Here is a 24118-nt window from a genome sequence, read left to right as displayed (position 1 = left end):
CTTTCCACGCTAGCCCGGCACCGGGCTATCGCGCCCCTCGGACGTCCGGCCAACCGGGAGTCCCCGGGTACGTTTCTCGACATGCCCGCACTGACCGTCGGATTCGACCTCGACATGACCCTGGTGGACTCCCGCCCCGGCATCGCCGCGACCTTCCGGGCGCTGACCGCGAGGACCGGCGTGCCAGTGGACGCCGAACTGGCGGTGTCCCGGCTCGGGCCGCCACTGCGCACCGAGCTCGCGCACTGGTTTCCGCCGGAGCAGGTCGAGTCGGCCGTACGCGTGTACCGCGAGCTCTACCCGGCGTACGCGATCACTCCGACGGTCCCGCTGTCCGGCGCGCGGGAGGCCATCGACGCGATCCGCGCACGGGGCGGCCGTGTGCTGGTCGTCACGGCCAAGATGGGCCGGCTGGCCCGGCTGCACCTGGACCACCTCGGTCTCACGGTCGACGAGTTGGCTGGTGACCTGTTCGCCGAGCAGAAGGCGACCGCCCTGCGGGAGCACGACGCCACCCACTACGTCGGTGACCACGTCGCGGACATGGTGGCTGCGGGTGCCGCCGGGGTGCCCGGCATCGGCGTCGCGACGGGCCCGTGCTCACCTGATGAGCTGCGCGCGGCCGGGGCGGAAGTGGTGCTGGACGAGCTCACCGAATTCCCAGCGGCGCTCGACGGCATGATCCAGCTAGCCTTGGAGCAGTAGCGGCTCAAGTGAAGCAGGGGTTTTCAGGTGCCTACGGGTCGAGTGAAGTGGTACGACACGGCCAAGGGATACGGCTTCGTCACCAGTGACGAGGGTGGCGACGTGTTCCTGCCCAAGGGGGCGCTGCCGGCGGATGTCACCGACCTCAAGGGTGGCCAGCGGGTCGACTTCAGCGTGGTGGACAGCCGCCGGGGCGCGCAGGCCATGGGAGTCAAGCTGCTGGACGCGCCGCCGTCGATGGCGGAGTTGCGCCGTCGGCCGGCCGAGGAGCTGCACGGCCTGGTCGAAGACATGATCAAGGTGCTGGAGGCGAAGGTCCAGCCGGACCTGCGCCGAGGCCGGTACCCGGACAAGAAGTCCGCGCAGAAGATCGCTCAGCTGGTCCACGCGGTCGCACGCGAGCTGGAGGTCTGAGGCACCAGGCCGGCGGTGGCGGCCCGGTCGAGCAGTGCCGCCACCGCGGCGAAACCAGCCTCGCCCAGGTCTGCGGTGAACTCGTTCACGTAGAGGCCGATGTGCCGGTCCACCACGTCGAGTTCCATCTCCTGGGCATGCGCCAGCACGTACTCCCGGCTGGCCGCCGGGTCCGCCCAGGCCTGCCGGACCGACTCGCGGACCCAGCCGGCCGCGGCCTCCGGGTCCACCGCGCCACGTCGGGCCAGGATCGCCCCGAGGGGGATGGGCAGGCCGGTGTCGGCCTCCCACCACTCGCCAAGGTCGACCAGGGCGCTCAGGCCGTGCCGGTGGTAGGTGAAGCGGGCTTCGTGAATGACCAGCCCAGCGTCGTAGCGGCCAGCCGCGACACCCGGCATGATCTCGTGGAACGGGACCACCTCGATCCGGGCCGGCGGCCGCCCGGCCGACCAGAGCCGGAACAGCAGGTACGCCGTGGTCCGGTCGCCCGGCACCGCCACCGTGGCGCCGGTCAGGTCGGTGCGGTCCGGCCCGCCTTCGCGGTCACCCCGGGTGAGCACCAGCGGGCCGCACCCGCGACCGAGCGCCCCACCGCAGGGCAGCAGGTGGTAGTCGTCGAGCAGCCAGGGCAGCGCCGCGAAGCTCACCTTCACCAGGTCGAACGCGCCCCGCTCGGCCGCCGTGTTGGTGACGTCCACGTCGGCGTACGTCACCTCGACCGGCGGCGCGCCAGGCACCCGCCCGTGCACCAGGGCGTGGAAGACGAACGTGTCGTTGGGACAGGGCGAGATCGCCAGGGAGAGCGCCACGCCCCTCACGTTAGCCCCGGCCCCGTGCGCCTGGTCGGCGTGGTCCCGCCCCTGTGACCCGCCAGGCGCTCGCCGCCGTCCGCTCGCAAGCCGCCGTCCGCTCGCAAGCCATCGTCCGTGGTGCCAGCCCACCGTGGGGTGCGGGCCACGCCGGGGTACCGACCACGTCGAGGGCTTGGGTGATCACTTCTACTCCCTGTAGAGCTGCCCCGGATATGGGGCGCGGTGCCAGAGCGGTGCGATGTTCCCGGGGCGCGGTGCCAGAGCGGTGCGATGCGTGGGGCGCGGTGTCAGAGCGTTGCGATGCCAACGGTGCCGTCCCAACGCGTTGCCAGCGGTGGTAGTCGTCGAACTTCGGGCCGCCTTGGCCGTCCGTCGGCTCGCCCCATTTATGGGGCAGCTCTACAGGCGCTGACGAAGGGATGTGCACAGCGGCGGCGACCCTATCCACAGGGTTGTCCACAGGGTGGAGGCGTGCTGTTGACGGCACGAGGCTGAGCGGAAAACCATGGACGGATGGCTGCTGGCAAGGGTGCGATCGACGTGGGGGCGACTCTGCGGGATCTTCGTCGACGTGCCGATCTGAGCCAGCGGGAGTTGGCCGAGCGGTCCGGGGTCCCGAAGAGCACGTTGGCTCGGATCGAGGCGGGGCAGGGCGCCGGACCGGCGTTCCGGACGGTGGAGCGTCTGGTCCGCGCGGCCGGTGGTGAGCTCGCCGTCAGACTGCCCGGCGACCCTTCCTGGACGGGAGCCGGCGAGTCGCCGATCGCCCCGGACGGCGAGCCACGGGATGAGCCACGGGATGAGCCACGGGACGAGCCACGGGACGAAGCTGGTCGCCGGTACCCGGCTCACCTCGACGTCCGTCGAGTCCTGACCCTCAAGGACTGGCCGGGTGCCTGGTGGGTGTACTCGTACACCCTTCCGCAGCGGCTGTGGCCGGTGCGCGTCCCGGATCTCACCTACGACCTGGACCGAGCGCGGCGAGACGAGCGGCGGTGGCGCCGCCGGACGCGCGCCCAGGTGCGGTTTCGGCGCGCGCCCGAAGGACTGCCGGCCACCTCCTGGCGTTTTCTCGCCGAGGTGCCCGGGGCCGGGCTGGTCGGTGAGCTGAGGGCCCATGAGCGGAGCGTGGACCTCCTCCTCGGCGAAGATTGGGGTGACCGGCGTGAGCTGGTGTTGGAAAGCGTGGTCGTTGCTCCGGGCCTGCGGACCCTGGGCATTGGGCGTCAACTGATCGGTCTGCTGGCCAAGGAGATGGCAACGGCCGGCATTCGGACCATCCACGCGATTGCCGAATTCGGCAGCGTCGAGTTCCTGCTCGCCTGCGGGTTCGAGCTACAGGCGAGTCGGCCGTCGGCGCTCACACTCGAAGTTCGTCCCCCTCGGCCGTAGTCAGCGCAGTGCCGGGGCCGCCGTGGTCAGGGCGGTGAGTGCTTCGCGCAGCCGCCAGGCGTCCCGGTCGCGCGGGCCGATCGGGTTGGAGATGGTGCGCAGCTCGGCGAAGGGCACCCCGGCCTGCGCTGCGGCGACCGCTACCCCGTACCCCTCCATGGCCTCGGCGACCGCCTCCGGATGCCTCCGGCGTAGCTCCTCAGTGCTGGCGGCGGTGCCGGTGACCGTGCTGACCGTGAGCACCGGGCCGGTCGTGGCCGCCGGCAGGGCGGCCCGCAGTGCCGCCAGCAGGCCCGGATCGGCCGGCACCACGCTGCCGCCACCGAGCAGCGCGGGCGGCATACCCAGCTCGTCGACGGGGATGAAACCGTCCGGGGACTCGGCGCCCAGGTCGGCGGCGATGCTGGCGGTGCCGAGCACGGTGTCGCCGACCTCGGCCCGCCGGGTGAAGCCGCCGGCCACGCCGGCGCTGACCACCGCGCGGTACGGGCGTCCGGCGGCCTCGGCCAGCGCCAACAGCCGGGCGGTGGCGGCACCGGCGACGGCCGGGCCCACGCCGACCGGGGTGACGGTCACGGTGGGGTCGGTCAGCCCGGCGCGGACCGCGTCCGCCTCGGCTGGCACCGCCGTCACCACCAGCAGACCGGTCACGAGAGTGAGCCGGGGGACTCCCGGCGGGTCTCGTCGTCGGCTCCGCCACCCGGGCCGCCGACCGCCGAGGACGGGCGGTAGATGTGGTAGCCCGGCGGGGTGAGCCCCGGGTCGTCGTACTGCGGCGGGCTGGCCTGGGCCGGAGCCGGCGAGGTGGGCGCGACGTCCCCGGGCTCGTCCGCAGGCTCGTCCTCGGTCAGCTCGTCGTCGCCGAGCGGCCGGCCAGCCAGCTTCTCGCCGCGCAGCCGGGCGGCGACCAGCACACCCCGGATCGCGGCCAGTACGCCGACCCCGGCGGCGACCGCGATGCCGGTCCGGCCGTTGAACGGCACCAGCCCGAGCCCGCCGCCCACGACGAACGCGAGCATCAGCACCGTCTCCGAGTGGGCGAAGGAGCTGGCTCGCAACCGCTCCGGGATGCGCTCCTGGATCGAGGCGTCCACGGCCAGCTTCGCTATCCCGCTTACCAGCGCGGCGACCAGGCAGAGCAGGGCGACCATCACCAGCGAGAACTGGATGACGGCGAGCACCGCGACACCAGCCACGATGATCATGCTGCTGGACTGGATGGCGGTCGGCCGGTGGATGCGCAGTCTTGTGCCGATGGCGGTGGCCAGGAAGCTGCCGACCGCGAGTGCGCCGCCGACCACCCCCAGCGCCCACTCGGCGCCCAGATCCCGGCCGAACGCCACCGTGGTCAGGTCGCCCTTCTTGATCGCGAAGGCGAGGAAGAGCAGCAGGAAGCCGTACACCGCGCGTAGCGTCGCGGCACCGATCAGGGTGGCGATCACCAGCCGGCCCGCCGGTCGACCCCGGCCCAGCGGCCGATCGCCGCGGCGGCGGCCCAGCGCACGCAGTGGCCGGGGGACCCGCTCCGGTGGCTCCGAGTCGGCCTTCGGCGGCAGCCGCAGGGAGATGACCATGCCGATCAGGAAGATCACCGACGCGACGCGCAGCGGCCACTGCGGCCCGAACCAGAACGCGGCCAACCCGATCGGCGCCACCAACGCGCCCGCGACCGTGCCGTAGACGCTGGCACGGGCACCCACCTGGGAGAGGCCGAGGCCCTCCGGCAACAACCGGGGCACCGCCGCCGACCGGGCCACGCCGTACGCCCGGGACAGCGCGAGCACCCCGAACGCGGCCGGATACAGGCCGAAGCCGTGGATGTAGTCGGAGATCAACCAGGCCAGGAACGCGCGGCCGAGCATCGTGGCGGCCAGGGCGTACCGCCGGCCGTGCCGGAAGTGGTCCAGCAGCGGGCCTACCACGGGGGCGAGCATCGCGAACGGCACCATGGTCACCAGCAGGTAGAGCGCGACCTTGCTGCGGGCCTCGCCCAGCGGCACGTTGAAGAAGATCGTCCCGGCCAGGCCGATGGCGATCAGAGTGTCCCCGGCGCAGGAGACCGCGTGCAGGTCGAACAGGCGAACCATGCCAACCTCGCCGCCGGCACCCCGGGTCCGGGCCCGACCGGCCCGGCGGGTCACCCAGCGGCTGCTGCCCACCGAACCGCGCAACAGTAGACGAATGGCGCGAATGCCGGTGCCGACGGTCCGCCCGAGGACGGATCGCCCGGAGCGGGAGTACGACGGCATGTGCACCATCCTCGCCCATTCGATCCAGGTACGCCGTACCACTGCGGGGAAAGGTTCCCCGGGAGTCCCTGTCACCCCTGCGAGGCGCATGGGGAACAATGGTGAAGTGACCAGGCCCGTCTCCACCCGTGCCGCCCGTCTCGACCAGGTCTGCGCCGCCGCCGTCGAGGTGGCCCGCGCTGGCATCACCGAGGTGGATGCCGACGATGTCGGCGACCACCTGCAGGTCGTGGCCGAGGGTGATCGGCTGGTCACCCACTACTTCGAGTGCCGCCTCGCCGGCTATGGCGGCTGGTGGTGGGCGGTCACCGTCACCCGGGTGCCGCGCAGCAAGACTGTGACGATCTGCGAGACGGTGCTGCTGCCCGGCCCGGACGCGCTGCTCGCGCCCGGCTGGCTGCCCTGGCAGGAGCGGCTCAAGCCGGGCGACCTGGGTCCGGGCGATCTGCTGCCGACCTCGCCGGATGACGACCGGCTGGTCCCCGGCTACCTGCTCTCCGACGACCCGGCGGTCGAGGAGACGGCGTGGGAGCTGGGCCTCGGGCGAGCCCGGGTGCTTTCACTCGAGGGCCGCGTCGACACGGCGCAGCGCTGGTACGACGGCGACCACGGCCCCGCCGCGCCCATCTCGGCCGCCGCTCCGGCCGCCGCTCGCTGCGGCACCTGCGGCTTCTACCTGCCGCTGGCCGGTGCGATGCGGCAGGCCTTCGGGGCGTGCGGCAACTTCTACGCCCCCGATGATGGCCGGGTGGTGAGCGCCGACCACGGTTGCGGCGCCCACTCCGAGACGCTGATCGAGGCGGCCGAGACCGCGGTCGACGAACTGCCCACGGTGTACGACGACAGTGCCATGGAGGCCATGTCGGTCAGCCGCGCCCCGGGTTCGGTGGAGACTGCCGAGCTGGCGGAGCCGTACGGGCACTCCTGATCGTTCGCGCCGGGGTGCTCCGGCGCAGCGGCCAGGTCAGTTCGCGCGTCGGCGGCGTCGGTTGGCGTCGTGTCGCATCATCACGGCGAGACCCGGGAAGCCCCACAGGAAACCGGCGAGGCAGGTCCAGAGCCAGTTCTGGTGACCGTGGTCGGTGAGCCAGCCACGGAAGAAGATCAACAGGACGAGCCCGGCCACTGCCCACGCGATCAACCCGGCGACGGCGAACGGCACCATCGGCGGGTCCAGTGGTGCGGGCCGCGGTGGCTGCTCGTTCGACATTGAGCAAGCGTACGCGACCTACTTCCCCTGCCCGTGAGTGATCTGGGACGATGCGCGCGACAACCGGAAGATCACCTGCGAGGACCTGATGGCAGTAGCGCCGCCCGAGAACGGCACCCCTCCCGACCCCGCTCACCCGCGTAACGGTTTCGACCGGTTCTTTGAGATCTCCGCCCGTGGCTCGACGTTGAGCCGCGAGGTACGCGGTGGCCTGGCGACCTTCTTCACGATGGCGTACATCGTGGTGCTCAACCCACTGATCCTGGGTGGTGCCGTCGACGGTGACGGCAAGACCCTCCCGATTCCCGCGCTCGCTGCCGTGACCGCGCTGGTCGCCGGCCTGATGACCATCCTGATGGGTGTGGTCGGCCGGTTCCCGTTGGCACTCGCCGCCGGTCTGGGCGTCAACGCGCTGGTGGCGTACGAGATCGCGCCCGAGATGACCTGGGCCGACGCGATGGGCCTGGTGGTGATCGAGGGTGTGATCATCGCGGTGCTGGTGCTGACCGGTCTGCGGACCGCGGTGTTCCGCTCGGTGCCGACCCAGATGAAGACCGCGATCGGGGTCGGCATCGGTCTGTTCCTGACCATCATCGGCCTGGTGGACGCCGGCTTCGTCCGGCGCATCCCGGACGCCGCCAACACCACCGTCCCGGTCGGCCTGGGCATCGGCGGCAAGCTGGTGAGCTGGCCGATGCTGGTCTTCGTGGTGGGTCTGCTGATCACCCTGGTGCTGGTGGTCCGCCGGGTGAAGGGCGCGATCCTGATCGGCATCCTCGCCTCGACGGTGCTCGCGGTGATCGTGGAGGCGGTCGGCAACATCGGCCCGTCGTTCGTCAACGGTCAGCCCAACCCGAAGGGCTGGTCGCTGAACGTGCCGGAACTGCCCAAGACGGTGGTGGACCTGCCGGACCTGTCACTGCTCGGCAAGTTCAACGTGTTCGACTCGTGGGGTCGGGCTGGCTGGCTGGTCGTGCTGATGTTCGTCTTCACGCTGCTGATCACGGACTTCTTCGACACCATGGGCACGATGGTGGCGGTCGGCCAGGAGGGCGGCCTGCTCGACGAGCAGGGCACCCCGCCGCGGGCCAAGGAGATCCTGCTGGTCGACTCGATCGCTGCGGCGGCCGGCGGTGCGGCCAGCACCTCCAGCAACACGTCGTACATCGAGAGTGCCGCCGGTGTCGGGGAGGGCGCCCGGACCGGCGTGGCCAGCCTGGTCACCGGCTCGCTCTTCCTGCTGGCGATGTTCCTGGCGCCGCTGGTGGTGATCGTGCCGTTCGAGGCGGCCTCGACGGCCCTGGTGGTGGTCGGCTTCCTGATGATGACGGCGGTGCGGACGATCGACTGGTCCGACTACGAGATCGCCATTCCGGCGTTCCTCACCATCGTGCTGATGCCGTTCACGTACTCGATCTCGAACGGGATCGGCGCTGGCCTGATCACCTTCGTGGTGGTCAAGCTGGCCAAGGGTAAGGCCCGGGAAGTCCATCCGCTGCTGTACGGGGTGGCCGTGCTGTTCGTGCTGTACTTCCTGCGCGGGCCCATCGAGTCCCTGGTGCTCTGACCTACGTCCGGGCGGGGAATCGAACGGGATTCCCCGCCCGGAACAGCACTAACGTCCTCGTGAGCCTGGTCATAACAGATGTCGTTAGCCAGGCTCATTAGTTAAGCTAACTATCGTGACGGAGCGGACGGTGACGGCGGAACGCGTGCCACCGGCGCAACTGGCTCCCCAGTTGCGTGATGCGATCACCCGACTCAACCGGCGGGTCCGCCAGGCCCGACCGGTCGGCGACCTCACAGTCACCCAGGTTTCCGCGCTCACCAGCCTGCGGCTGGCCGGCGCGCTGACGCCTCGGGAACTGGCCGACGTGGAGCGGGTGCAGCCACCGACGATGACCAAGATCGTCGGAAAGTTGGAGGACCGTGGCCTCGTGCAGCGGACCCCCCATCCGACCGACGGCCGGCAGGTCATCCTCACGGCGACCGAAGGAGGGCAGGCCGTGCTCGACCAGTTCGAGCGGGCCCGCGATGAGTGGCTGGCCCACCGGCTGGCCGCGCTCGACGAGGATGAACGGGAGACCCTGCAGAGGGCCGCCGAGATTCTTCAGCAGCTCGCTCGCGCCTGAGCCGCGCCCGCGCCACCGGGTCCGTGCCGTCACCTGTCGATGACGCGTACGTCCGGAGGAGGCGCACCAAGAGTGCAGGCGAAGCTGAGCACGATGTTCCAGTCCCTACAGGTCCGCAACTACCGCCTCTTCGCATCCGGGCAGCTGATCAAGTTGATCGGCGTCTGGATGATGTTCATCGCCCAGGACTGGCTCGTCCTTGAGCTCTCCAACAACTCGGCCACCGCGCTCGGCGTGGTCACCGCCTGCCAGTTCACCCCGGTGCTCCTGCTCACCCTGCTCTCCGGCCGGCTCGCCGACCGGTACGACAAGCGGGTGCTGCTTTTCGCCGCCAACGCCTTCTGGACCGTGCTGGCGCTCGGCATGTCCGTGCTGGTCCTCACCGACCTGGTGCAGCTCTGGCACGTCTTCGCCTTCGCCGCGCTGCTCGGCACCGCCAACGCCGTGGAGACCCCGGTCCGTCAGGCGTTCGTCTCCGAACTGGTCGGCACGCCACTGCTGCCCAACGCGCTGTCGCTCAACGCCGCCGTGTTCAACTCCGCCCGGATCGTCGGCCCGGCCGTCGCCGGTCTGGCCATCGCCGCCTTCGACGTGGGCCCGGTCTTCCTCTTCACCGCCCTCAGCTCCATCGCGCCGCTGGTCAACGTGGTCCGGATGCGTACGGCTGACCTGCACCGCGACGCCCTGCTGCCCCGGGACGAGCGCGCGTCGGCCCGGGTGATCGACGGGCTGCGGTACGTGTGGCGCCGCCCGGACCTGCTACTGCCGATGGCCGTGATGTCGGTGATCGGCATGTCGCTGTTCAACTTCCAGCTCACCCTGGCCGCGCTGGCCAAGACGGTCTTCCACACCGGTGCCGCCTCCTTCGGCCTGTTCAGCACCGCACTCGCGGTCGGCGCGTTGGGTGGCGCTCTCAGCGGCACCGGTCGGCGTAGCCGTCCGTCGGTCTGGCTGGTGCTGGGCGCGGCCGTCGCCTGCGCCAGCTTCGGCACCCTGGTCGGTCTCGCCTCGGCGTACTGGCTGGTCGTGACTCTGCTGGTGCCGACCGGCTTCTTCATGGTCTTCTTCGCCCAGGCCGCCAACCAGCGGGTCCAGCTGGGCGTGGACGCGGCGTTCCGGGGACGGGTGATGGCCCTGTGGGTGCTGGTGTTCCTGGGCACCAACCCGGTCGGCGCGCCATTGATCGGCTGGGTCGCGGAGCGCTACGGTGCCGGCGCCAGCATCTGGATGGGTGGGCTGATCTCGCTGGCCGCCGCGCTGATCGCCCTCACCTGGCAGCTGCGCCGCTCCGGTGCCCGGCTGCGCTTCCGGGTGCTGCCGATGCCCCGCTTCTATGTCACCCCCACCGACTGCTGAGGTTTAACGGAGGCGGCCGGGTCGTTCCGTCGGCGGATTGCGCGGATGCGGCCAAATCGCTGGCGGGGCGGCATGGTGGGGCTTAGCGTCGATACGTGGGAGTCGGACGCGCGCTGATGCTGGCCCTGGCGTTCCTCGCCGTGGCCAGTCTGCCGGCGGCAATCGCCCTGCTCTTCTGCTACGACGAGATCCTCGACCGGGTGGTCTGCGGTTGGTCCGAGTGGCGTGAGCGCCGGCGGGAGAAACGCACGATAGCCCGTCTCGACCGGGCCGTCGAGGCCGACGCGCTGACCCGGGACATCGACCTCAGCGAGTTCGACCGCATCGACCGTCGGCCCTTGGAACAGCTCGCCGCCGATCTGCGCCGCCTCGGCGGTCAGCGGCTCGGCGGCACCGGCCGGTCGATGGTCTGGCACGGCGGGCTGCTCCAGGCGTACGACGACAGGCTCCGGCTGGCCTGCCGTGCCCTCGGCATCGTCGAACACCTCGCCGAGTTGGAGGGCGTCGACCAGGAGATCGAGCGAGTCCGGGTGGAGGGTGTGCTGCACGACGCCGGGCTGGCCCTGCCGGCCCGGACCGGGCACCGGCAACGGCACCGCTGAGCGGCGCGCTACGACCGGCTCGCCGCCTGGCCGCTCTGACTCGGTGGCGCGGGTTTGCCGTGGAGGACTTCGCGGGCCTGTTCGGCGGCGCGGGTGATGCTCTCGCTGATGAAGTCGAGGAAGCGGGCGATGTTCTCCAGGCGGGTGGCGGCGGGGGTGTGGGGGCCGAGGAGGGCGACGCCTTGGCGTGCGGTTTCGACGAGCTGGTCGTTGGATCGGGCGCCGGCGATCGTTGCCTGGTAGAAGAGTTCGTCGTCGACGACGTAGCGGTCGCGGCGGCGTTCGTCGCGTTCTCGGCGGACGAGGCTCTGGCTCTCCAGGAAGGCGATCGCCTTGGAGATGGACGCCGGGCTGACCTGGAGATGCTGGGCGAGTTGGGACGCGGTGACGCTGCCCGCGTCGGTGGTGAACAGGCAGGTCAACACCCGGGCCGCCATCTTGGTCAGGCCCGAGGCCATGAGGACGGTGGTGAGCGTCTCCTCGTACTCGGCCAGGGCCTCGGCGTCGCGTCCGTGCGCCTGAGGAAGCGCGGCCGTCCCTCGGGAGGAGGCGGGCCTGCGCCGGTGGGCGCGGTGCTCGGTGGCGCGGTGGGCCAGGTCGGCGCGGTAGGCGGTGGGGCCGCCGTTGCGCATCACCTCACGCGTGACCGTTGAGGTAGGACGGTCGAGACGTCGAGCGATCTCGGCGTAGGGGAGGCTGTCGGCCAGCCCCAGCGCGATCCGCTGGCGTTCCTGCTGGGTAAGCCTGCCTCCCGGCATCGCGTTCTCCCTGGTGTTCGTTCGTGGGCGGTCCCTGGTCTTCCCCACCATAGCGTTCACTTCACAACCATTGCAATGATCAGAGCGCATTCGTTGCGTTGATTTCAGCATCGTTGCAACAGTTTCACGCCGTCTAGCTCGGCAAATGCCGTTCAAGCGCAACGAGGGCGTTGCCGGGTGTTGGAAAGCAACGTAGCGTTTCTCGTGTCGGAAACAACGAACGAGCACGGGAGAGCACGATGCAGAAGTTCGACACCCCCGCCCCGATCTCCGCCGTCCTGGACATCCCCGCCGGACGCATCCAGTTCATCGCCGCAGACCGCGCCGACACCACCGTCGAGGTCCTGCCCACCGACCCTTCCAAGAGCCGCGACACCAAGGCCGCCGCGCAGACCACCGTCGCCTACACCGACGGCGTCCTGCGGATCACGGCCTCGAACGCCAGCAACCCGCTCCTCGGCCCGTCCGGATCCCTGGAGGTCACCGTCCAGCTGCCCGCCGGCTCCCGCATCGATGCCAAGGCCGCCAGCGCTGAGCTCCGCAGCGTCGGACGCCTCGGCGACGTCGCCTTCGAAGGCGCGTACCGCCAGATCAAGATTGACGAGGCCGCGAGCGTCCGCCTCACGGCGATCGACGGCGACGTCGAGGTCGGCCGGCTCAACGGCCCCGCGGAGATCAGCACCGCACGGGGCGACATCCGGATCAGCGAGGCCGTGCACGGCACGGTCGTGCTCCGTACCCAGTCCGGCAACATTTCGGTCGCCGCCGCAGCCGGTGTCTCGGCCGCCCTGGACGCCGGCACCGGCTATGGCCGCGTCAGCAACGCCCTCAAGAACGACGGCACCACCGCACTCGACATCCGCGCCACCACGTCCCACGGCGACATCACCGCCCGCAGCCTCTAAGTCCCACCCAACCCGTGACGCGACCAGGAGTGGAGACATGACGATGAACAGAACTTCCTCGACCAGTTCGACGTGGACCGGCATGGTGCCGGTCGACGACACGGCCCTGGCCGTCACCGACACCGGCGGTCCCGGTATCCCAATCATCTACCTCAATGGTCAGTTCGCCACCCAGGGGTACTGGCGGCGAGTCATCACTGAACTGGGAACGGGGTGGCGGCACATCACCTACGACGAGCGGGCCCGCGGCAGGAAATCGAAGCGTTCGGCGGACTATTCCTTCGAGGCGGCTGTCCGGGATGTCGATGCCGTTCTCGCCGCCAGGGGTGTGGACCGGGCGCTGCTGGTGGGCTGGTCCTACGGAGCGGTCGTCGGGGCACACTGGGCGAGCCGGAATCCGGAGCGTGCCCTGGGCGCGGTCCTGGTCGACGGCGCGTTCCCCTACGACTGGCTCGACGAGGCCATGGAGCAGCGGATCCGGAAGCTGTTCCGGCGGATGGGCTGGTTCCTGCCGCTGCTGCGCCCGACGGGCCTGGCACCGCGGATGAACGCCGACCAGCAGGCGAACAGCAACATCGAGCTCGGCAGGCTCTCCCGCGAGCGCGAGCTCGGCCCCGTGCTGGACAACATCACCGTCCCGGTGCGGTATGTGGTCGCGTCGGGGACGTCATTCGGAAGCAAGGGTGATGAGCAGGAACAGATCCGCACCAGCCTCGATGCGGTGACCGCCCGTAACCCGAACATTCAGATCGGCGCGAGGGTCGGCAGCAACCACGGTGCGATCCTCAAGAGGGACTTCCCGGCCGTCGCCGAGGCCGTACGCGAGGTCGCCGCCCTTGACCGTGGGGGCGCTGAAGACACGACCAGCCGTCGGTGAGGTTCGAGTGGCCCCGCGTCGACGGGTGGCGAACCGCCACCCGTCGACGCGAAGCGTCAGGAAGACTCGCGCGCCGCCGGGCCGCTGCCGAAGAGCACGTCGTCCCAGCTCGGCAGCCGCTTGCGCGGCTTGCCGTTGGCATCGGTGGACTCGCCGGCAGCCGCCGCGGGGCCCGTCCGGCGGGGCCGCAGCACCGCCAGCGACGGCACGGCCGGCACCTCCTTGGGCGCATCCGAGTCGTCGTCGAAGGCAGACCCCTGGCCGCCGCCGAGCAGCGCGGCAGCACCCCCGCCGATCGGCCGCTGCCGGGGCGCGTCCGACCCGGCATGAGCAGCCGGGGTACGCGGCTCAAGGCCACGACCTGACGAGCCGCCGAGCGGGCGGTCCAGTGAGGCGAGCAGCGCGTCGCGGCCGGCCCGGATCGGATCCCGACCGGAGCGCGGGTGCTCGGACGCCGCCGGCAACCCGTGCCCACCACGGCTCGGCTCGCCGCGCGACGGACCGGGCAGGGCGTGCCCGCCCCGCTCCGGCGCCGGCTCCTGGCCCAGGATCGGCGTGGGCCGCTCGGCGCACAGGTACTGCGCCATGTCGTCGTGCGGCGTAACCACCTGCCGGGCCTTGTCCATGTCCCAGATGGCCTGCGCGGTGGCCTTGCCCGACGGCCAGGTGGCGATGATCCGCCAGGTGCCGTCGTCGCGCCGGTACGCATCCCAGGAGATCTTCTCGGTGTCGATGCCGTGCTGGCTCAGTCGGCCGTTGACCACCTCGGCGAGCGGGGTGGGCTTCTCCGCGCCCTTGAGGCGGGTCCGACGGGCATGCTGGGCGAGCATCGCCCGCTCCTGGAGCACCGGGCCGGCGTAGCGCAGCACCCGGTCGACCGGCACCCCGGCGATCCGGGCGACGTCCTCGGCGGACTCACCGGAGCGGATGCGGGCCTGGATGTCCCGGGGGGACAGTGAGGGAATCGGGTCGACGGTGCTGGGTGCCACGGCGAGCGGCGGGGCACCCGGCTCGGGGTGCATCACGCCGGCGATGCGCTCGTCGATCGGCAGGGCGAGGAGTCGCCCGACCTCGTCGGCGAGCACCAGCGCCTGGCCGTCCTCGGAGAGGGCGACGAAGCGTACTGGGCGCATAACGTTGCCTCCGTCCCGCTTCGCTGGCCGCACACCACGAGTCGGCCACCCAGGCGTCTCGGACCACCGTACGCGCATCTGCCTCAGACTGGGGGAAGCGACACCCCGCATGTCGTGACTGAGCTGCGGCAATGATCACGGTCGGTGTCCATCGGGGCCCCGACAGACACCGACCGTGACGAACCTCAGAGTCGCTCGACCACGTAGTCGATGGACGCGGTCAGCGCCTCGACATCGGCCGGCTCGACGGCCGGGAACAGCGCCATCCGCAGCTGGTTGCGACCGAGCTTGCGGTAGGGCTCGGTGTCCACGATGCCGTTGGCGCGCAGCGCCTTGGCGATCGCCGTGGCGTCCACCTCGTCGGCGAAGTCGATGGTGGCGACCACGTTGGAGCGCAGCGCCGGGTCGCTGACGAACGGGGTTGCCACGGTGGACCGCTCCGCCCAGCCGTACACCGTCGCGGCGCTCTCGGCGGTGCGCTTGGCCGCCCAGGCCAGGCCACCCTGCGCGTTCATCCAGTCGGTCTGCTCGGCCGCCAGGAAGATGGTGGCCAGCGCCGGGGTGTTGTAGGTCTGCTCCAGCCGCGAGTTGTCGATCGCGGTGACCAGGTCGAGGAAGGCGGGGATGTAGCGCCCGGACGCCTTGATCTCAGCGGCCCGGTCCAGGGCGGCCGGTGACATCAGGGCCAGCCAGAGACCGCCGTCGGAGCCGAAGCACTTCTGCGGAGCGAAGTAGTAGACGTCGGTCTCGCCGACGTTGACCTCCAGGCCACCCGCGCCGGAGGTCGCGTCGACCAGCAGCAGCGAGCCCTCGTCGGCCCCGGCCACCCGGCTGATCGGGACGGCCACACCGGTCGAGGTCTCGTTCTGCGGCGTCGCGTACGCGTCCACGCCGGATTCGGCGACCAGGGTCGGTGCGCTGCCCGCGTCGGCCTTGCGGACGGTCGGCTCGCCCAGGAACGGCGCGTCCTTGACGGACTTGGCGAACTTGGCGCCGAACTCGCCGAAGCTGGCGAACTGGGCCCGGTCGCGGATCAGGCCGAAGGTGGCGACCTCCCAGAACGCGGTGGTGCCACCGTTGCCGATCACGACCTCGTAGCCCTCGGGCAGCGAGAAGAACTCGGCGATGCCGGAGCGTAGCCGGGACACCTGGTCGCGGACCGTCTTCTGCCGGTGCGAGGTGCCCAGGTAGCTGGTGGCGACCTCGGCAAGTGCGGACACGGCCTCGGGGCGCACCTTGGACGGGCCGCAGCCGAAGCGTCCGTCGGCAGGCTTGATCTCATCGGGAATCCGGATTGTCGGTGCGTCAGCCACGGTCTTCAAGATCCTTCCGCAAGGGCGAGGGCGGGCCCGGCGACACTGCCGGCCCTCATCCTCGCACCCGGACCCATCGGTGCAAGCCGGGCCCCCGAGGGCGGATCTGAGGCCTTCGCCACACTCGACTCCGGCAGCCGTTGAGGAAGGGCCCCTCCTCAACGCCAGGCGTTGAGAAGGGGCCCTTCCGCACCGCTCAGGCGCCGTGCGGGATGGCGGCCCAGCCCTCGACGTCGGACGGCTTGCGGGTCTCCGGGCCCAAGTAACGGGCGGACGGGCGCACCAGCCGCTGCAGCCTCTTCTGCTCCAGGATGTGCGCGCTCCAGCCGCCCATCCGGGCGCAGGTGAACATCGAGGTGAACATGTGCGCCGGCACCTCGGCGAAGTCCAGCACCACGGCCGACCAGAACTCGACGTTGGTGGCCAGCACCCGGTCCGGGCGGCGGGCCTGCAACTCGGCAAGGGCGGCCTTCTCCAGCGCCTCGGCGATCTCGAAGCGCGGCGCGCCCAGCTCCTTGGCCGTGCGCCGGAGCACTCGGGCGCGCGGGTCCTCGGCCCGGTAGACGCGGTGCCCGAAGCCCATCAACCGCTCGCCGCGATCGAGCACGCCCTTGACGTAGCCCTCCGCGTCGCCGCTGCGCTCCACCGCCTCCAGCATGCTGAGCACCCGGGACGGGGCGCCTCCGTGCAGCGGGCCGGAGAGGGCACCGATGCCCGACGAGATGCAGGCAGCCGCGTCCGCCCCGGTGGAGGCCACGATGCGAGCGGTGAAGGTGGAAGCGTTCAGGCCGTGCTCGGCGGCCGAGATGAAGTACGCGTCGACAGCCTTGACATGCCGCGGGTCGGGCTCGCCGCGCCAGCGCTTCATGAAGCGTTCGACGATGGTCTGCGCCTTGTCGATCTCCTTCTGCGGCACCGCCGGCAGGCCGAGGCCCCGGGCGGACTGGGCGACGAAGGAGAGCGCCGTCACCGAGACCCTGGCGAGATCCTCGCGGGCCTGCTCGTCGGAGATGTCCAGCAGTTGGCTGAGCCCCCAGTACGGGGCCAGCATGGCGACCGCGGACTGCACGTCGACGCGGATGTCACCGGAGTGCACCGGCACCGGGAACGGCTCCGCCGGCGGCAGGCCCGGCCCGAACCGGCCGTCGACCAGCAGTGCCCACACGTTGCCGAACGACACCTGCCCGATCAGATCCTCGATGTCGACTCCGCGATAGCGCAGCGCGCCGCCCTCACGGTCAGGTTCGGCGATCTCGGTCTCGAAGGCGACGACGCCCTCCAGCCCGGGTTTGAAATCGGCCATGTCGCTCTCCTGGATCTGGTCGGTGCGCCCGGTCGGCTCATCCGGCCCGGTCGGCCGAGCGCCTTAGGCGACCCTCAGGGATGTGTTCGGAACATCTTGCCTGCTGAGTAAGGGATACGCGACCCGCTGCGACTGTGCTGCACGCGACATCCCCGGGTGAGCATTCTCCCCGCCGCTCGGTGAGACTGTGCGGTGCGGGCTGGCCAGCGCGGGAGGGCGCTGGAGGGGCCGCCGAGAAGGAGTGGGGACGTGACGGGTGACACACCCGCCCCGGCCGCGATGCGTAACGAGTACGCCGCGGACCTGGGCCTGACCGAGGCTGACCTGGCCGCCGACTGGCACACCCAGTTCGACCGCTGGTTCGCCGACGCGGTGGCCTTCGGGCTACCCGAACCGAACGCGATGGTGGTGGGCACCGCCGACTCCGCCGGCCGGCCGAGCGGGCGGACGGTGCTTCTGAAGGGGTACGACCCGGAGGGCTTCGTCTTCTTCACCAACCACCTGTCGCGCAAGGGCGTCGAGGCCTCCGCCAACCCGTACGCCAGTCTGGTCTTCCCGTGGTTCCCCATGCAGCGTCAGGTGGTGGTCGCCGGACGGGTCGCGCATGTCGACCGCGCGACGAGCGAGGCGTACTTCGCCAGCCGGCCGCGCGGCTCCCAGCTGGGCGCGTGGGCCAGCCCACAGTCGCAGGTGGTGCCGGGCCGAGCCGAGCTGGAGGAGCGCTACCAGGAGGTGGCCGAGCGGTTCGCCGACGAGGCCGTGATCCCGACCCCGCCGCACTGGGGCGGGTTGCGGGTGCAACCCGAGTCGGTGGAGTTCTGGCAGGGCCGGGCCGGCCGGTTGCACGACCGGCTCCGCTTCCGCCATCTCGACGAGGGTGGCTGGGTCGTCGAGCGGTTGGCGCCGTGACGGGAGTGCAGGAGGCTCGGCCGCGCGGAGCGCGCCGCTGGGCGATCGACGTCCGTCCGCTGCGTGTGCCGGCGTACCGACGGCTCTGGCTCGGCAACACCGTGGCGATGTTCGGCTTCCAGTTCACCGCCGTCGCGGTGCCGGTGGAGATGTACGCCCTGACGCGGGACTCGTTCTGGGTCGGCCTGCTGGGCGTGGCTGCCTTCGTACCGTTGCTGATCTTCGGGCTCTGGGGCGGCGCGGTCGCCGACGCCCGCGACCGCCGTGCGGTGCTGCTCGGCGGGTCGGTGCTGCTCTGGGCGTCCACCCTCGGCCTGCTGGTCCAGGCACTACTGGACGTGGGCAGCCCGGTGCTGCTGTTGGCGTTGATGGCACTCCAGTCGGTGGCGTTCGCGATCAGCTCGCCGGCCCGCAGTGCCATGCTGCCCCGGCTGGTTCCGGACGACCTCGTTCCGGCCGCCAGCACCCTGAACTACACGACCTTCACCGCGGCCTCGGTGGCCGGGCCGCTCGCCGCCGGCCTGATCCTCGCCGCCTCGCCGGACATCGCGGTGGTCCTGCCGATCGCGTACGGGGTGGACGCGCTGCTGTTCACCGCGATGCTCTGGGCAGCGCTGCGCCTGCCGGCGCTGCCGCCCGAGCCGACCGCCGACGGTCAGGCCCGCCGTGCCGGCCTGGCCAGCGTCCTCGACGGGATCCGCTACCTGGCCACCACACCCGTACTGCTGCTGTCCTTCGGGGTGGACCTGATCGCGATGATCCTCGCCATGCCGCGGGCGCTCTTCCCGGAGATCGCCCACGAACGGTTCGGCGGCGGTGGCGCGGTCGGCCTGCTCTACAGCGCCATCGCGATCGGCTCGATGATCGGCGGGCTGACCTCCGGCTGGATCGGCCGGCTCCGCCGGCAGGGGCTCGGCCTGGTGCTCGCGGTGGTCGCCTGGGGTCTCGCCATCGCGGCGGCCGGGCTGGCCCACCAGCTCTGGCTGATGGTCCTGCTGCTCGCCGTGGCCGGGGCCGCCGACCTGATCAGCGCGGTGCTGCGTCAGTCGATGCTGCTGGTCTACGCACCCGACCGGATGCGCGGCCGGCTCCAGGGCGTCAACACGGTCGTGGTGGCGGGTGGTCCACGCCTGGGCGACCTCCGAGCCGGCACCATGGCCGCCGGGTTCGGCGGCGGGGTGGCGTGGGTGGCTGGCGGGCTCGCCTCGGCGGTGCTCGTGGTGGTGCTCGCGGTCGCGTTCCCGGCACTGCTGCGCTACCGGGCCGCGACGGCGTCGAGCGGCGACCGGACGTGACCGGTTAGGGTCGCCGGCATGGAAAGCCCCGATCAGCGCCCGTTCTCCGGCGCCCAGTGGACCATCTCCGCCGCCGGCCACGAGGCCGTCATCGTGGAGGTGGGCGGCGGGCTGCGGACGTATCGGCACGATGGTGTCGACCTGGTCGACGGGTACCAGACCGACGAGGTCTGCCCCGGCTGCGCCGGGCAGGTGCTGGCACCGTGGCCGAACCGGATCCGCGATGGCCGGTACGCGTTCGGTGAGCAGACGCACCAGCTCCCGCTGACCGAGCCGGAGCGGCACGTGGCTATCCACGGGCTGGTCAACTGGGCGCCGTGGCGTCTGTTGGAGCAGTCGGAGGACGCGGTGACGGTCGGGTACGACCTACCGCCGCAGCCGGGCTACCCGTGGCCGTTGCGGCTGCTCAGCCGGTGGAGCGTGGGCGCGGACGGGCTGCGTGCCGAGCACGAGGTGACCAACATCGGCGGGGAGGCCGCGCCGTTCGGCTTCTCCGTGCACCCGTACCTGCAACTGCCGGGCGTCGCGGTCGACGACCTGGTCCTGCGGCTGCCGACCCGTACCCGGCTGCTGGTGGACGGCCGGTTGCTGCCGATCGGTGCGACGCCGGTGGCCGGCACCGAGTACGACTGGACCAGCCCGCGCCGGATCGGTGCAGCCCAGCTGGACCTCTGCTTCGGCCAGGTGGTCAGCGACGCCGACGGCGGCTCGTCGGTGAGCCTGTCCGCACCGGACGGTTCGGCGGGGGTGAGCATCTGGGCGGATGCCGAGTTCGGCTGGTGGCAGGTGTTCACCGGGGACGCGCTCACCGGTGATCGGCACCGCCGCTCGGTGGCGATCGAGCCGATGACCTGCCCGCCGGACGCGTTCCGCTCGGGCAAGGACGTGCTGACGCTCAAGCCCGGTACGACCTGGCGGGGCGCCTGGGGCATCCGCCCCGGGGCCTGAGCGGGCCGGCGAGGGAGCGCGGGATGGAGTTCGCCGAGGTCGTCCGCCGTCGGCGGATGGTGCGCAACTACGACCCGGACCGCGCCGTCCCGCCCGACGTGGTCGACCGGCTGCTCGACCACGCGGTCCGCGCTCCGTCGGCCGGATTCGCCCAGGGCTGGGGCTTCCTGGTGTTGGAGGAGGCGGCCGACCGCGAGCGGTTCTGGGCCGCCACCACGCCCGACGGCGGTGGCCGGGAGCGCTGGCTGGCCGGGATGCGGCGCGCGCCGCTGATCGTGGTGCCGCACGCCAACGAGTCGGCCTACCTGCAGCGGTACGCGGAACCGGACAAGGGTTGGACGGACCGGTCAACCGAGCGGTGGCCGGTGCCCTACTGGCACGTGGACACCGGCTTCGCGGCGCTGCTGATGCTGCTCACCGCGGTGGACGAGGGGTTGGGTGCGTGCTTCTTCGGCATTCCGCCGCAGCGGCTGGCCACCTACCGGGACGCGTTCGGTGTGCCGGCGGAGTACCAACCCATCGGTGCCATCACAATCGGTTACCGGGCAGCCGACCATCGGTCACCATCGCTGCGCCGTGGGCGTCGCCCAGTGGGCGAGGTGGTGCGGCGCGGCCGGTGGACCTGAGTGCGGTGTCCTGTTCGTCCGGTTGAGGATCGGACGAGCGGTAGTGAAACTGACATCAGGGAGCAGAACGCAGCGTGCGCAGGGCGGCTAGGCTGGCACGGTCATCGGTGCCGCGCCGCGCGGTGCCCGCCGCGGCCCGGCTCGGCGCCGTCGGTCGGCCCGGCCACGGGGAGGGGAGCGTGCCGTCGTGATCTTCAGAGCGGTCCGGGACGGGCGTCCCTATCCGGAGCACAATCTGACGCTCAAACAATGGGCGGAGATCCCTCCCCGGCCACTTCGCCTGGACCAGATGATCACCACCAAGCGTGAGCTGGCGCTCGACAAGCTCCTCGCCGAGGATTCCACCTTCTACGGTGACCTCTTCCCGCACGTCGTGCAGTGGAATGGCGGGCTCTACCTGGAGGACGGGCTGCACCGGGCGTTGCGTGCCGCTCTGCAGCAGCGCAACCAGATTCACGCGCGGGTGCTGGTGCTCTCCGAACCGATCGAGTGACGCGACCGCGCCCATCGGCCTGAGTCTTCGTTAAGGTGGCGTCCATGACCGCTCCGCTCGACCTGCTCGACCTGGATTCGTCGCTCACCGAGGAAGAGCGGCAGATCCGCGACGTCGTCCGCCAGCTCGTCGACGACCGGGTGCGCCCACACGTCGCCGACTGGTATGAGGACGGCCGGGTGCCCGCCCGGGAGCTGGCCCGCGAGTTCGGAAAGCTCGGCCTGCTCGGCATGCACCTGACCGGCTACGGCTGCGCCGGCGCCTCCGCCGTCGCGTACGGGCTGGCCTGCCAGGAACTGGAAGCCGGCGACTCGGGCGTCCGCTCGTTGGTCTCGGTGCAGGGATCGCTGGCCATGTACGCCATCTGGCGCTACGGCAGCGAGGAGCAGAAGCAACGCTGGCTGCCGCCGATGGCCACCGGCGAGGCGATCGGCTGCTTCGGCCTGACCGAACCGGACCACGGCTCCGACCCCGCCTCGATGGCCACCCGGGCCCGCCGCGACGGCGACGACTGGGTGCTCACCGGCGGCAAGATGTGGATCACCAATGCGCCGATCGCGGACGTCGCGGTGATCTGGGCGCGCACCGACGCCGGCGTGCGGGGCTTCGCCGTACCCATGGACACGCCCGGTGTCACGGCCCGGGAGATCCGCCGCAAGATGTCGTTGCGCGCGTCGGTGACCGGCGAGATCGTGCTCGACGACGTCCGGCTTCCGGCCGACGCCCAACTGCCCGAGGCGGTCGGGCTCAAGGCGCCGCTGAGCTGCCTCACCGAGGCCCGGTACGGCATCATCTGGGGCGCGATCGGCGCGGCCCGCGACTGCCTGGAAACCACCTTGGCGTACGCCACCACCCGCACCCAGTTCGGTCGGCCGTTGGCCGGCTTCCAGCTCACCCAGGCGAAGCTCGCCGACATGGCCGTCGAGCTGGTGAAGGGGCAACTGCTCGCGCTGCACCTGGGCCGGCTCGCCGACGCTCACCGGCTGCGGCCCGAGCAGGTCAGCGTGGGCAAGCTGAACAACGTGCGGGAGGCCCTGGCCATCGCCCGGCAGTGCCGCACCATCCTCGGTGCCAACGGCGTCTCCGGTGAATACCCGGTGATGCGGCACGCCAACAACCTGGAGAGCGTGCTGACGTACGAGGGCACCTCGGAGATTCACCAACTCGTCGTCGGGCAGCGGCTCACCGGGCTCTCCGCCTTCGCCTGACCTGCGCGTTTGCACATTCCGGGCGCTCAGCGCGCGGCTGTCGTACGGGGGCCGTACCGTCATTGACAGACGACGTGTCTGACGAGGACGGTGAGCGTGATGGCCCGCGACGCTGGCATCAACGAGCCCACGAGGGAGTTCCCCGGTTACCCGACCGGCGACGATCTCAAGGAGCGGTCGGCCGCGACACTGGAGCCGACCACGGATACACCGGGTGGCCCCGGCGGCTCCGGAGGCTTTGACGGCCCCGGCGGTCCGGCGACCGGTGGCGGTGGTGGTGGGGCGGCCCGTGGCCTGCTCCTGCTGCTCGGCGCCGCCGCGCTGGCCGTGGTGGTGCTGCTCGGCATTCAGGCGACCGGCTTCCTGCCGGATTTCCGCAACCCGTTCGCCAAGGAGCAGACCGACCGTAGCCAGCCCCCGCTGTTGAAGTCGATTCAGGACCTCAGCCGCTACGTGGCCGCCGAGGGCAACTTCCAGGTCGTGGTCGACACCCAGAACGACCGGCGCAACGTTCCGGATTTTCTGCTCAACGAGCGCACGCTGTTCGTCGGGGCGGGCAGTGTCGAGGCGTACGTCGATTTCACCAAGATCGGTGAGGGTGCGATCGTCCAGTCCGCCGACGGTAAGTCCGTCGAGATCAAGCTGCCCGCGCCGCAGCTCGGCGAGACCAACCTCGACATGGAGAAGAGCTACGTCTTCGCGGAGCAGCGCGGCCTGCTCAACCGGCTCGGTGACCTGGTCGGCAACGACCCCAACCGGCAACAGCAGGTTTACCAGCTCGCCGAGGACCGGATCACCACCGCCGCCCGGGACAGCGGGCTGTCCGCCCGAGCCGAAGAGAACACCCGCAAGATGCTGGAGGGGCTGCTGCGCTCCCTCGGCTACCAGCAGATCACGGTCACCTACACGGCTGCCTGACCTGCCACACCCCGTACGCCGAAGCGCCCGCCCCGACACTCGTCGGGGCGGGCGCTTCCGTCCGGGCCGTCGTACCCCCAGCGCCGCCCCGTGGACTGCCGCGCCCAAGATCGGCGCCACTTCGGGGATGTTGGTGCCTCCGGCGCGCTTGAAGCAGCAACATCCCCGAAGTTGCCGCCCCGGGGCGGGGCAGGGCCGCCCGGGGTGGGGCGGGGTGGGCCTCGGCGGGAGTGGGTGCCTCGGGCGACGCGTCGGAGGCCACCACATCCCTGATGTGGTGGCCTCCGAGTGCAGTACGGCCTCGACAGGGCGTCGGTGTTGAGCGACGTGGAGGCGAAGTGCGAGCGTTAGTGCTGAGAGGCTAGGTAGCGGTCCTCGTTCGGCATGAGAATCCAGAGGATCAGGTAGACGATCACCTGGGTGCCGGGCAGCAGCAGTGACAGCAGGAACAGCAGCCGGACCATTCCGGCGGACATGCCGAACCGCCGACCGAGGCCGGCGCAGACACCGGCGAGCATGCGCCCCTGGCGGGGCCGGACCAGTTTGCGACTCATCGTCGT

Annotated in this window: 26 protein-coding genes; 17 read left to right on the top strand and 9 right to left on the bottom strand. The window is 71.1% G+C overall.

Annotated elements, in window-relative coordinates:
• The first annotated feature begins 81 nt into the window (after positions 1-81).
• Positions 82-705, top strand: a complete 624-nt coding sequence (locus ABZT18_RS13940) for an HAD family hydrolase (protein WP_354992600.1) — start codon at positions 82-84, stop codon at positions 703-705.
• 27 nt (positions 706-732) lie between these two features.
• Positions 733-1119 carry a cold shock domain-containing protein gene (locus ABZT18_RS13935; RefSeq protein ID WP_354992599.1) on the top strand — a complete coding sequence of 129 codons (387 nt, stop codon included), beginning with the start codon at positions 733-735 and terminating at the stop codon, positions 1117-1119.
• Here ABZT18_RS13935 and ABZT18_RS13930 read toward each other — a convergent pair.
• Positions 1080-1928: a 1,4-dihydroxy-6-naphthoate synthase gene (locus ABZT18_RS13930; RefSeq protein ID WP_354992598.1), complete on the bottom strand. Its 849-nt coding sequence runs from the start codon at positions 1926-1928 to the stop codon at positions 1080-1082. The two genes, ABZT18_RS13935 and ABZT18_RS13930, sit on opposite strands and share 40 nt — an antisense overlap.
• 516 nt (positions 1929-2444) lie before the next feature.
• On the opposite strand from ABZT18_RS13930, the gene ABZT18_RS13925 reads away from it, so the two are divergent.
• On the top strand, positions 2445-3323 hold the full coding sequence (locus ABZT18_RS13925) for a GNAT family N-acetyltransferase (RefSeq protein WP_354992597.1): 879 nt from the start codon (positions 2445-2447) through the stop codon (positions 3321-3323).
• On the opposite strand, the gene ABZT18_RS13920 is transcribed toward ABZT18_RS13925, so the two are convergent.
• Together ABZT18_RS13920 and ABZT18_RS13915 are read right to left on the bottom strand one after the other, a co-directional pair.
• Positions 3324-3974, bottom strand: coding sequence for a futalosine hydrolase (locus ABZT18_RS13920; RefSeq protein ID WP_354992596.1), 651 nt, complete (start codon positions 3972-3974; stop codon positions 3324-3326).
• Positions 3971-5572: an MFS transporter gene (locus ABZT18_RS13915; RefSeq protein WP_354992595.1), complete on the bottom strand. Its 1602-nt coding sequence runs from the start codon at positions 5570-5572 to the stop codon at positions 3971-3973. Before ABZT18_RS13915 ends, ABZT18_RS13920 begins: the two co-directional genes overlap by 4 nt.
• A gap of 88 nt (positions 5573-5660) precedes the next feature.
• Here ABZT18_RS13915 and ABZT18_RS13910 point away from each other — a divergent pair, with 88 nt between their 5' ends.
• Complete coding sequence (locus ABZT18_RS13910) at positions 5661-6500, top strand: DUF3027 domain-containing protein (RefSeq protein WP_354992594.1); 840 nt, start codon at positions 5661-5663, stop codon at positions 6498-6500.
• A 36-nt stretch (positions 6501-6536) separates the two neighbouring features.
• Here ABZT18_RS13910 and ABZT18_RS13905 read toward each other — a convergent pair whose 3' ends face one another.
• Complete coding sequence (locus ABZT18_RS13905; RefSeq protein ID WP_354992593.1) at positions 6537-6782, bottom strand: DUF2530 domain-containing protein; 246 nt, start codon at positions 6780-6782, stop codon at positions 6537-6539.
• A gap of 88 nt (positions 6783-6870) precedes the next feature.
• On the opposite strand from ABZT18_RS13905, the gene ABZT18_RS13900 reads away from it, so the two are divergent.
• The 4 genes from ABZT18_RS13900 (at position 6871) to ABZT18_RS13885 (ending at position 10872) form a co-directional block, all read left to right on the top strand.
• Complete coding sequence (locus ABZT18_RS13900; RefSeq protein WP_354993098.1) at positions 6871-8349, top strand: NCS2 family permease; 1479 nt, start codon at positions 6871-6873, stop codon at positions 8347-8349.
• Positions 8350-8464: 115 nt separating this feature from the next.
• On the top strand, positions 8465-8914 hold the full coding sequence (locus ABZT18_RS13895) for a MarR family transcriptional regulator (RefSeq protein ID WP_354992592.1): 450 nt from the start codon (positions 8465-8467) through the stop codon (positions 8912-8914).
• Positions 8915-8986: 72 nt separating this feature from the next.
• A complete protein-coding gene (locus ABZT18_RS13890) occupies positions 8987-10270 on the top strand; it encodes an MFS transporter (RefSeq protein WP_354992591.1) in 1284 nt (427 codons plus the stop codon).
• A 95-nt stretch (positions 10271-10365) separates the two neighbouring features.
• Complete coding sequence (locus tag ABZT18_RS13885) at positions 10366-10872, top strand: hypothetical protein (RefSeq protein ID WP_354992590.1); 507 nt, start codon at positions 10366-10368, stop codon at positions 10870-10872.
• 8 nt (positions 10873-10880) lie between these two features.
• On the opposite strand, the gene ABZT18_RS13880 is transcribed toward ABZT18_RS13885, so the two are convergent.
• On the bottom strand, positions 10881-11630 hold the full coding sequence (locus ABZT18_RS13880) for a helix-turn-helix domain-containing protein (RefSeq protein ID WP_354992589.1): 750 nt from the start codon (positions 11628-11630) through the stop codon (positions 10881-10883).
• Positions 11631-11869: 239 nt separating this feature from the next.
• On the opposite strand from ABZT18_RS13880, the gene ABZT18_RS13875 reads away from it, so the two are divergent.
• Positions 11870-12535, top strand: a complete 666-nt coding sequence (locus ABZT18_RS13875; RefSeq protein WP_354992588.1) for a DUF4097 family beta strand repeat-containing protein — start codon at positions 11870-11872, stop codon at positions 12533-12535.
• 37 nt (positions 12536-12572) lie between these two features.
• Positions 12573-13412 carry an alpha/beta hydrolase gene (locus ABZT18_RS13870; protein ID WP_354992587.1) on the top strand — a complete coding sequence of 280 codons (840 nt, stop codon included), beginning with the start codon at positions 12573-12575 and terminating at the stop codon, positions 13410-13412.
• Positions 13413-13468: 56 nt separating this feature from the next.
• On the opposite strand, the gene sepH is transcribed toward ABZT18_RS13870, so the two are convergent.
• The 3 genes from sepH to ABZT18_RS13855 all read right to left on the bottom strand — a co-directional run bounded on the left by sepH (position 13469) and on the right by ABZT18_RS13855 (position 17161).
• A complete protein-coding gene (gene sepH, locus ABZT18_RS13865) occupies positions 13469-14545 on the bottom strand; it encodes a septation protein SepH (RefSeq protein WP_354992586.1) in 1077 nt (358 codons plus the stop codon).
• 185 nt (positions 14546-14730) lie between these two features.
• Complete coding sequence (serC, locus tag ABZT18_RS13860) at positions 14731-15858, bottom strand: phosphoserine transaminase (protein WP_354992585.1); 1128 nt, start codon at positions 15856-15858, stop codon at positions 14731-14733.
• 196 nt (positions 15859-16054) lie between these two features.
• Positions 16055-17161: a citrate synthase 2 gene (locus ABZT18_RS13855; RefSeq protein ID WP_354992584.1), complete on the bottom strand. Its 1107-nt coding sequence runs from the start codon at positions 17159-17161 to the stop codon at positions 16055-16057.
• A gap of 279 nt (positions 17162-17440) precedes the next feature.
• Here ABZT18_RS13855 and pdxH point away from each other — a divergent pair, with 279 nt between their 5' ends.
• From pdxH to ABZT18_RS13820, 7 genes are all read left to right on the top strand, one after another.
• On the top strand, positions 17441-18070 hold the full coding sequence (gene pdxH, locus ABZT18_RS13850) for a pyridoxamine 5'-phosphate oxidase (RefSeq protein WP_354993097.1): 630 nt from the start codon (positions 17441-17443) through the stop codon (positions 18068-18070).
• Positions 18067-19365 (top strand): MFS transporter, encoded by a 1299-nt coding sequence (locus tag ABZT18_RS13845; protein ID WP_354992583.1) that lies wholly within the window; start codon positions 18067-18069, stop codon positions 19363-19365. Before pdxH ends, ABZT18_RS13845 begins: the two co-directional genes overlap by 4 nt.
• An 18-nt stretch (positions 19366-19383) precedes the next feature.
• Positions 19384-20313: an aldose 1-epimerase family protein gene (locus ABZT18_RS13840; RefSeq protein WP_354992582.1), complete on the top strand. Its 930-nt coding sequence runs from the start codon at positions 19384-19386 to the stop codon at positions 20311-20313.
• Positions 20314-20336: 23 nt separating this feature from the next.
• Positions 20337-20939 (top strand): nitroreductase family protein, encoded by a 603-nt coding sequence (locus ABZT18_RS13835; RefSeq protein ID WP_354992581.1) that lies wholly within the window; start codon positions 20337-20339, stop codon positions 20937-20939.
• Positions 20940-21126: 187 nt separating this feature from the next.
• Complete coding sequence (locus tag ABZT18_RS13830) at positions 21127-21432, top strand: type II toxin-antitoxin system VapB family antitoxin (RefSeq protein ID WP_030329612.1); 306 nt, start codon at positions 21127-21129, stop codon at positions 21430-21432.
• 44 nt (positions 21433-21476) lie between these two features.
• On the top strand, positions 21477-22640 hold the full coding sequence (locus ABZT18_RS13825; RefSeq protein ID WP_354992580.1) for an acyl-CoA dehydrogenase family protein: 1164 nt from the start codon (positions 21477-21479) through the stop codon (positions 22638-22640).
• Between the two features lie 99 nt (positions 22641-22739).
• The gene (locus ABZT18_RS13820; RefSeq protein WP_354992579.1) at positions 22740-23558 is read left to right on the top strand and encodes a DUF4230 domain-containing protein; all 819 of its coding nucleotides are present in this window, start codon (positions 22740-22742) and stop codon (positions 23556-23558) included.
• Positions 23559-23905: 347 nt separating this feature from the next.
• On the opposite strand, the gene ABZT18_RS13815 is transcribed toward ABZT18_RS13820, so the two are convergent.
• Positions 23906-24112 (bottom strand): PspC domain-containing protein, encoded by a 207-nt coding sequence (locus ABZT18_RS13815; RefSeq protein ID WP_354992578.1) that lies wholly within the window; start codon positions 24110-24112, stop codon positions 23906-23908.
• Positions 24113-24118 lie beyond the last annotated feature (6 nt).

The organism is Micromonospora sp. NPDC005291 (assembly GCF_040607415.1).
Taxonomy (GTDB): Bacteria; Actinomycetota; Actinomycetes; order Mycobacteriales; family Micromonosporaceae; genus Micromonospora.
Note: the sequence above shows the minus strand (reverse complement) of the source record. Positions and strands in the feature narration are given on the sequence as shown.

Bases quoted from the DNA above. Each gene is read 5' to 3' on its own strand.
- ABZT18_RS13905 (WP_354992593.1), bottom strand. From the start codon at position 6,782: ATGTCGAACGAGCAGCCACCGCGGCCCGCACCACTGGACCCGCCGATG.
- ABZT18_RS13880 (WP_354992589.1), bottom strand. From the start codon at position 11,630: ATGCCGGGAGGCAGGCTTACCCAGCAGGAACGCCAGCGGATCGCGCTG.
- ABZT18_RS13915 (WP_354992595.1), bottom strand. From the start codon at position 5,572: ATGCCGTCGTACTCCCGCTCCGGGCGATCCGTCCTCGGGCGGACCGTC.
- ABZT18_RS13820 (WP_354992579.1), top strand. From the start codon at position 22,740: ATGGCCCGCGACGCTGGCATCAACGAGCCCACGAGGGAGTTCCCCGGT.
- ABZT18_RS13825 (WP_354992580.1), top strand. From the start codon at position 21,477: ATGACCGCTCCGCTCGACCTGCTCGACCTGGATTCGTCGCTCACCGAG.
- ABZT18_RS13900 (WP_354993098.1), top strand. From the start codon at position 6,871: ATGGCAGTAGCGCCGCCCGAGAACGGCACCCCTCCCGACCCCGCTCAC.
- ABZT18_RS13840 (WP_354992582.1), top strand. From the start codon at position 19,384: ATGGAAAGCCCCGATCAGCGCCCGTTCTCCGGCGCCCAGTGGACCATC.
- ABZT18_RS13925 (WP_354992597.1), top strand. From the start codon at position 2,445: ATGGCTGCTGGCAAGGGTGCGATCGACGTGGGGGCGACTCTGCGGGAT.
- sepH (WP_354992586.1), bottom strand. From the start codon at position 14,545: ATGCGCCCAGTACGCTTCGTCGCCCTCTCCGAGGACGGCCAGGCGCTG.
- ABZT18_RS13835 (WP_354992581.1), top strand. From the start codon at position 20,337: ATGGAGTTCGCCGAGGTCGTCCGCCGTCGGCGGATGGTGCGCAACTAC.
- ABZT18_RS13855 (WP_354992584.1), bottom strand. From the start codon at position 17,161: ATGGCCGATTTCAAACCCGGGCTGGAGGGCGTCGTCGCCTTCGAGACC.
- ABZT18_RS13875 (WP_354992588.1), top strand. From the start codon at position 11,870: ATGCAGAAGTTCGACACCCCCGCCCCGATCTCCGCCGTCCTGGACATC.
- ABZT18_RS13910 (WP_354992594.1), top strand. From the start codon at position 5,661: ATGGGGAACAATGGTGAAGTGACCAGGCCCGTCTCCACCCGTGCCGCC.
- ABZT18_RS13870 (WP_354992587.1), top strand. From the start codon at position 12,573: ATGACGATGAACAGAACTTCCTCGACCAGTTCGACGTGGACCGGCATG.
- pdxH (WP_354993097.1), top strand. From the start codon at position 17,441: ATGCGTAACGAGTACGCCGCGGACCTGGGCCTGACCGAGGCTGACCTG.
- ABZT18_RS13815 (WP_354992578.1), bottom strand. From the start codon at position 24,112: ATGAGTCGCAAACTGGTCCGGCCCCGCCAGGGGCGCATGCTCGCCGGT.
- ABZT18_RS13940 (WP_354992600.1), top strand. From the start codon at position 82: ATGCCCGCACTGACCGTCGGATTCGACCTCGACATGACCCTGGTGGAC.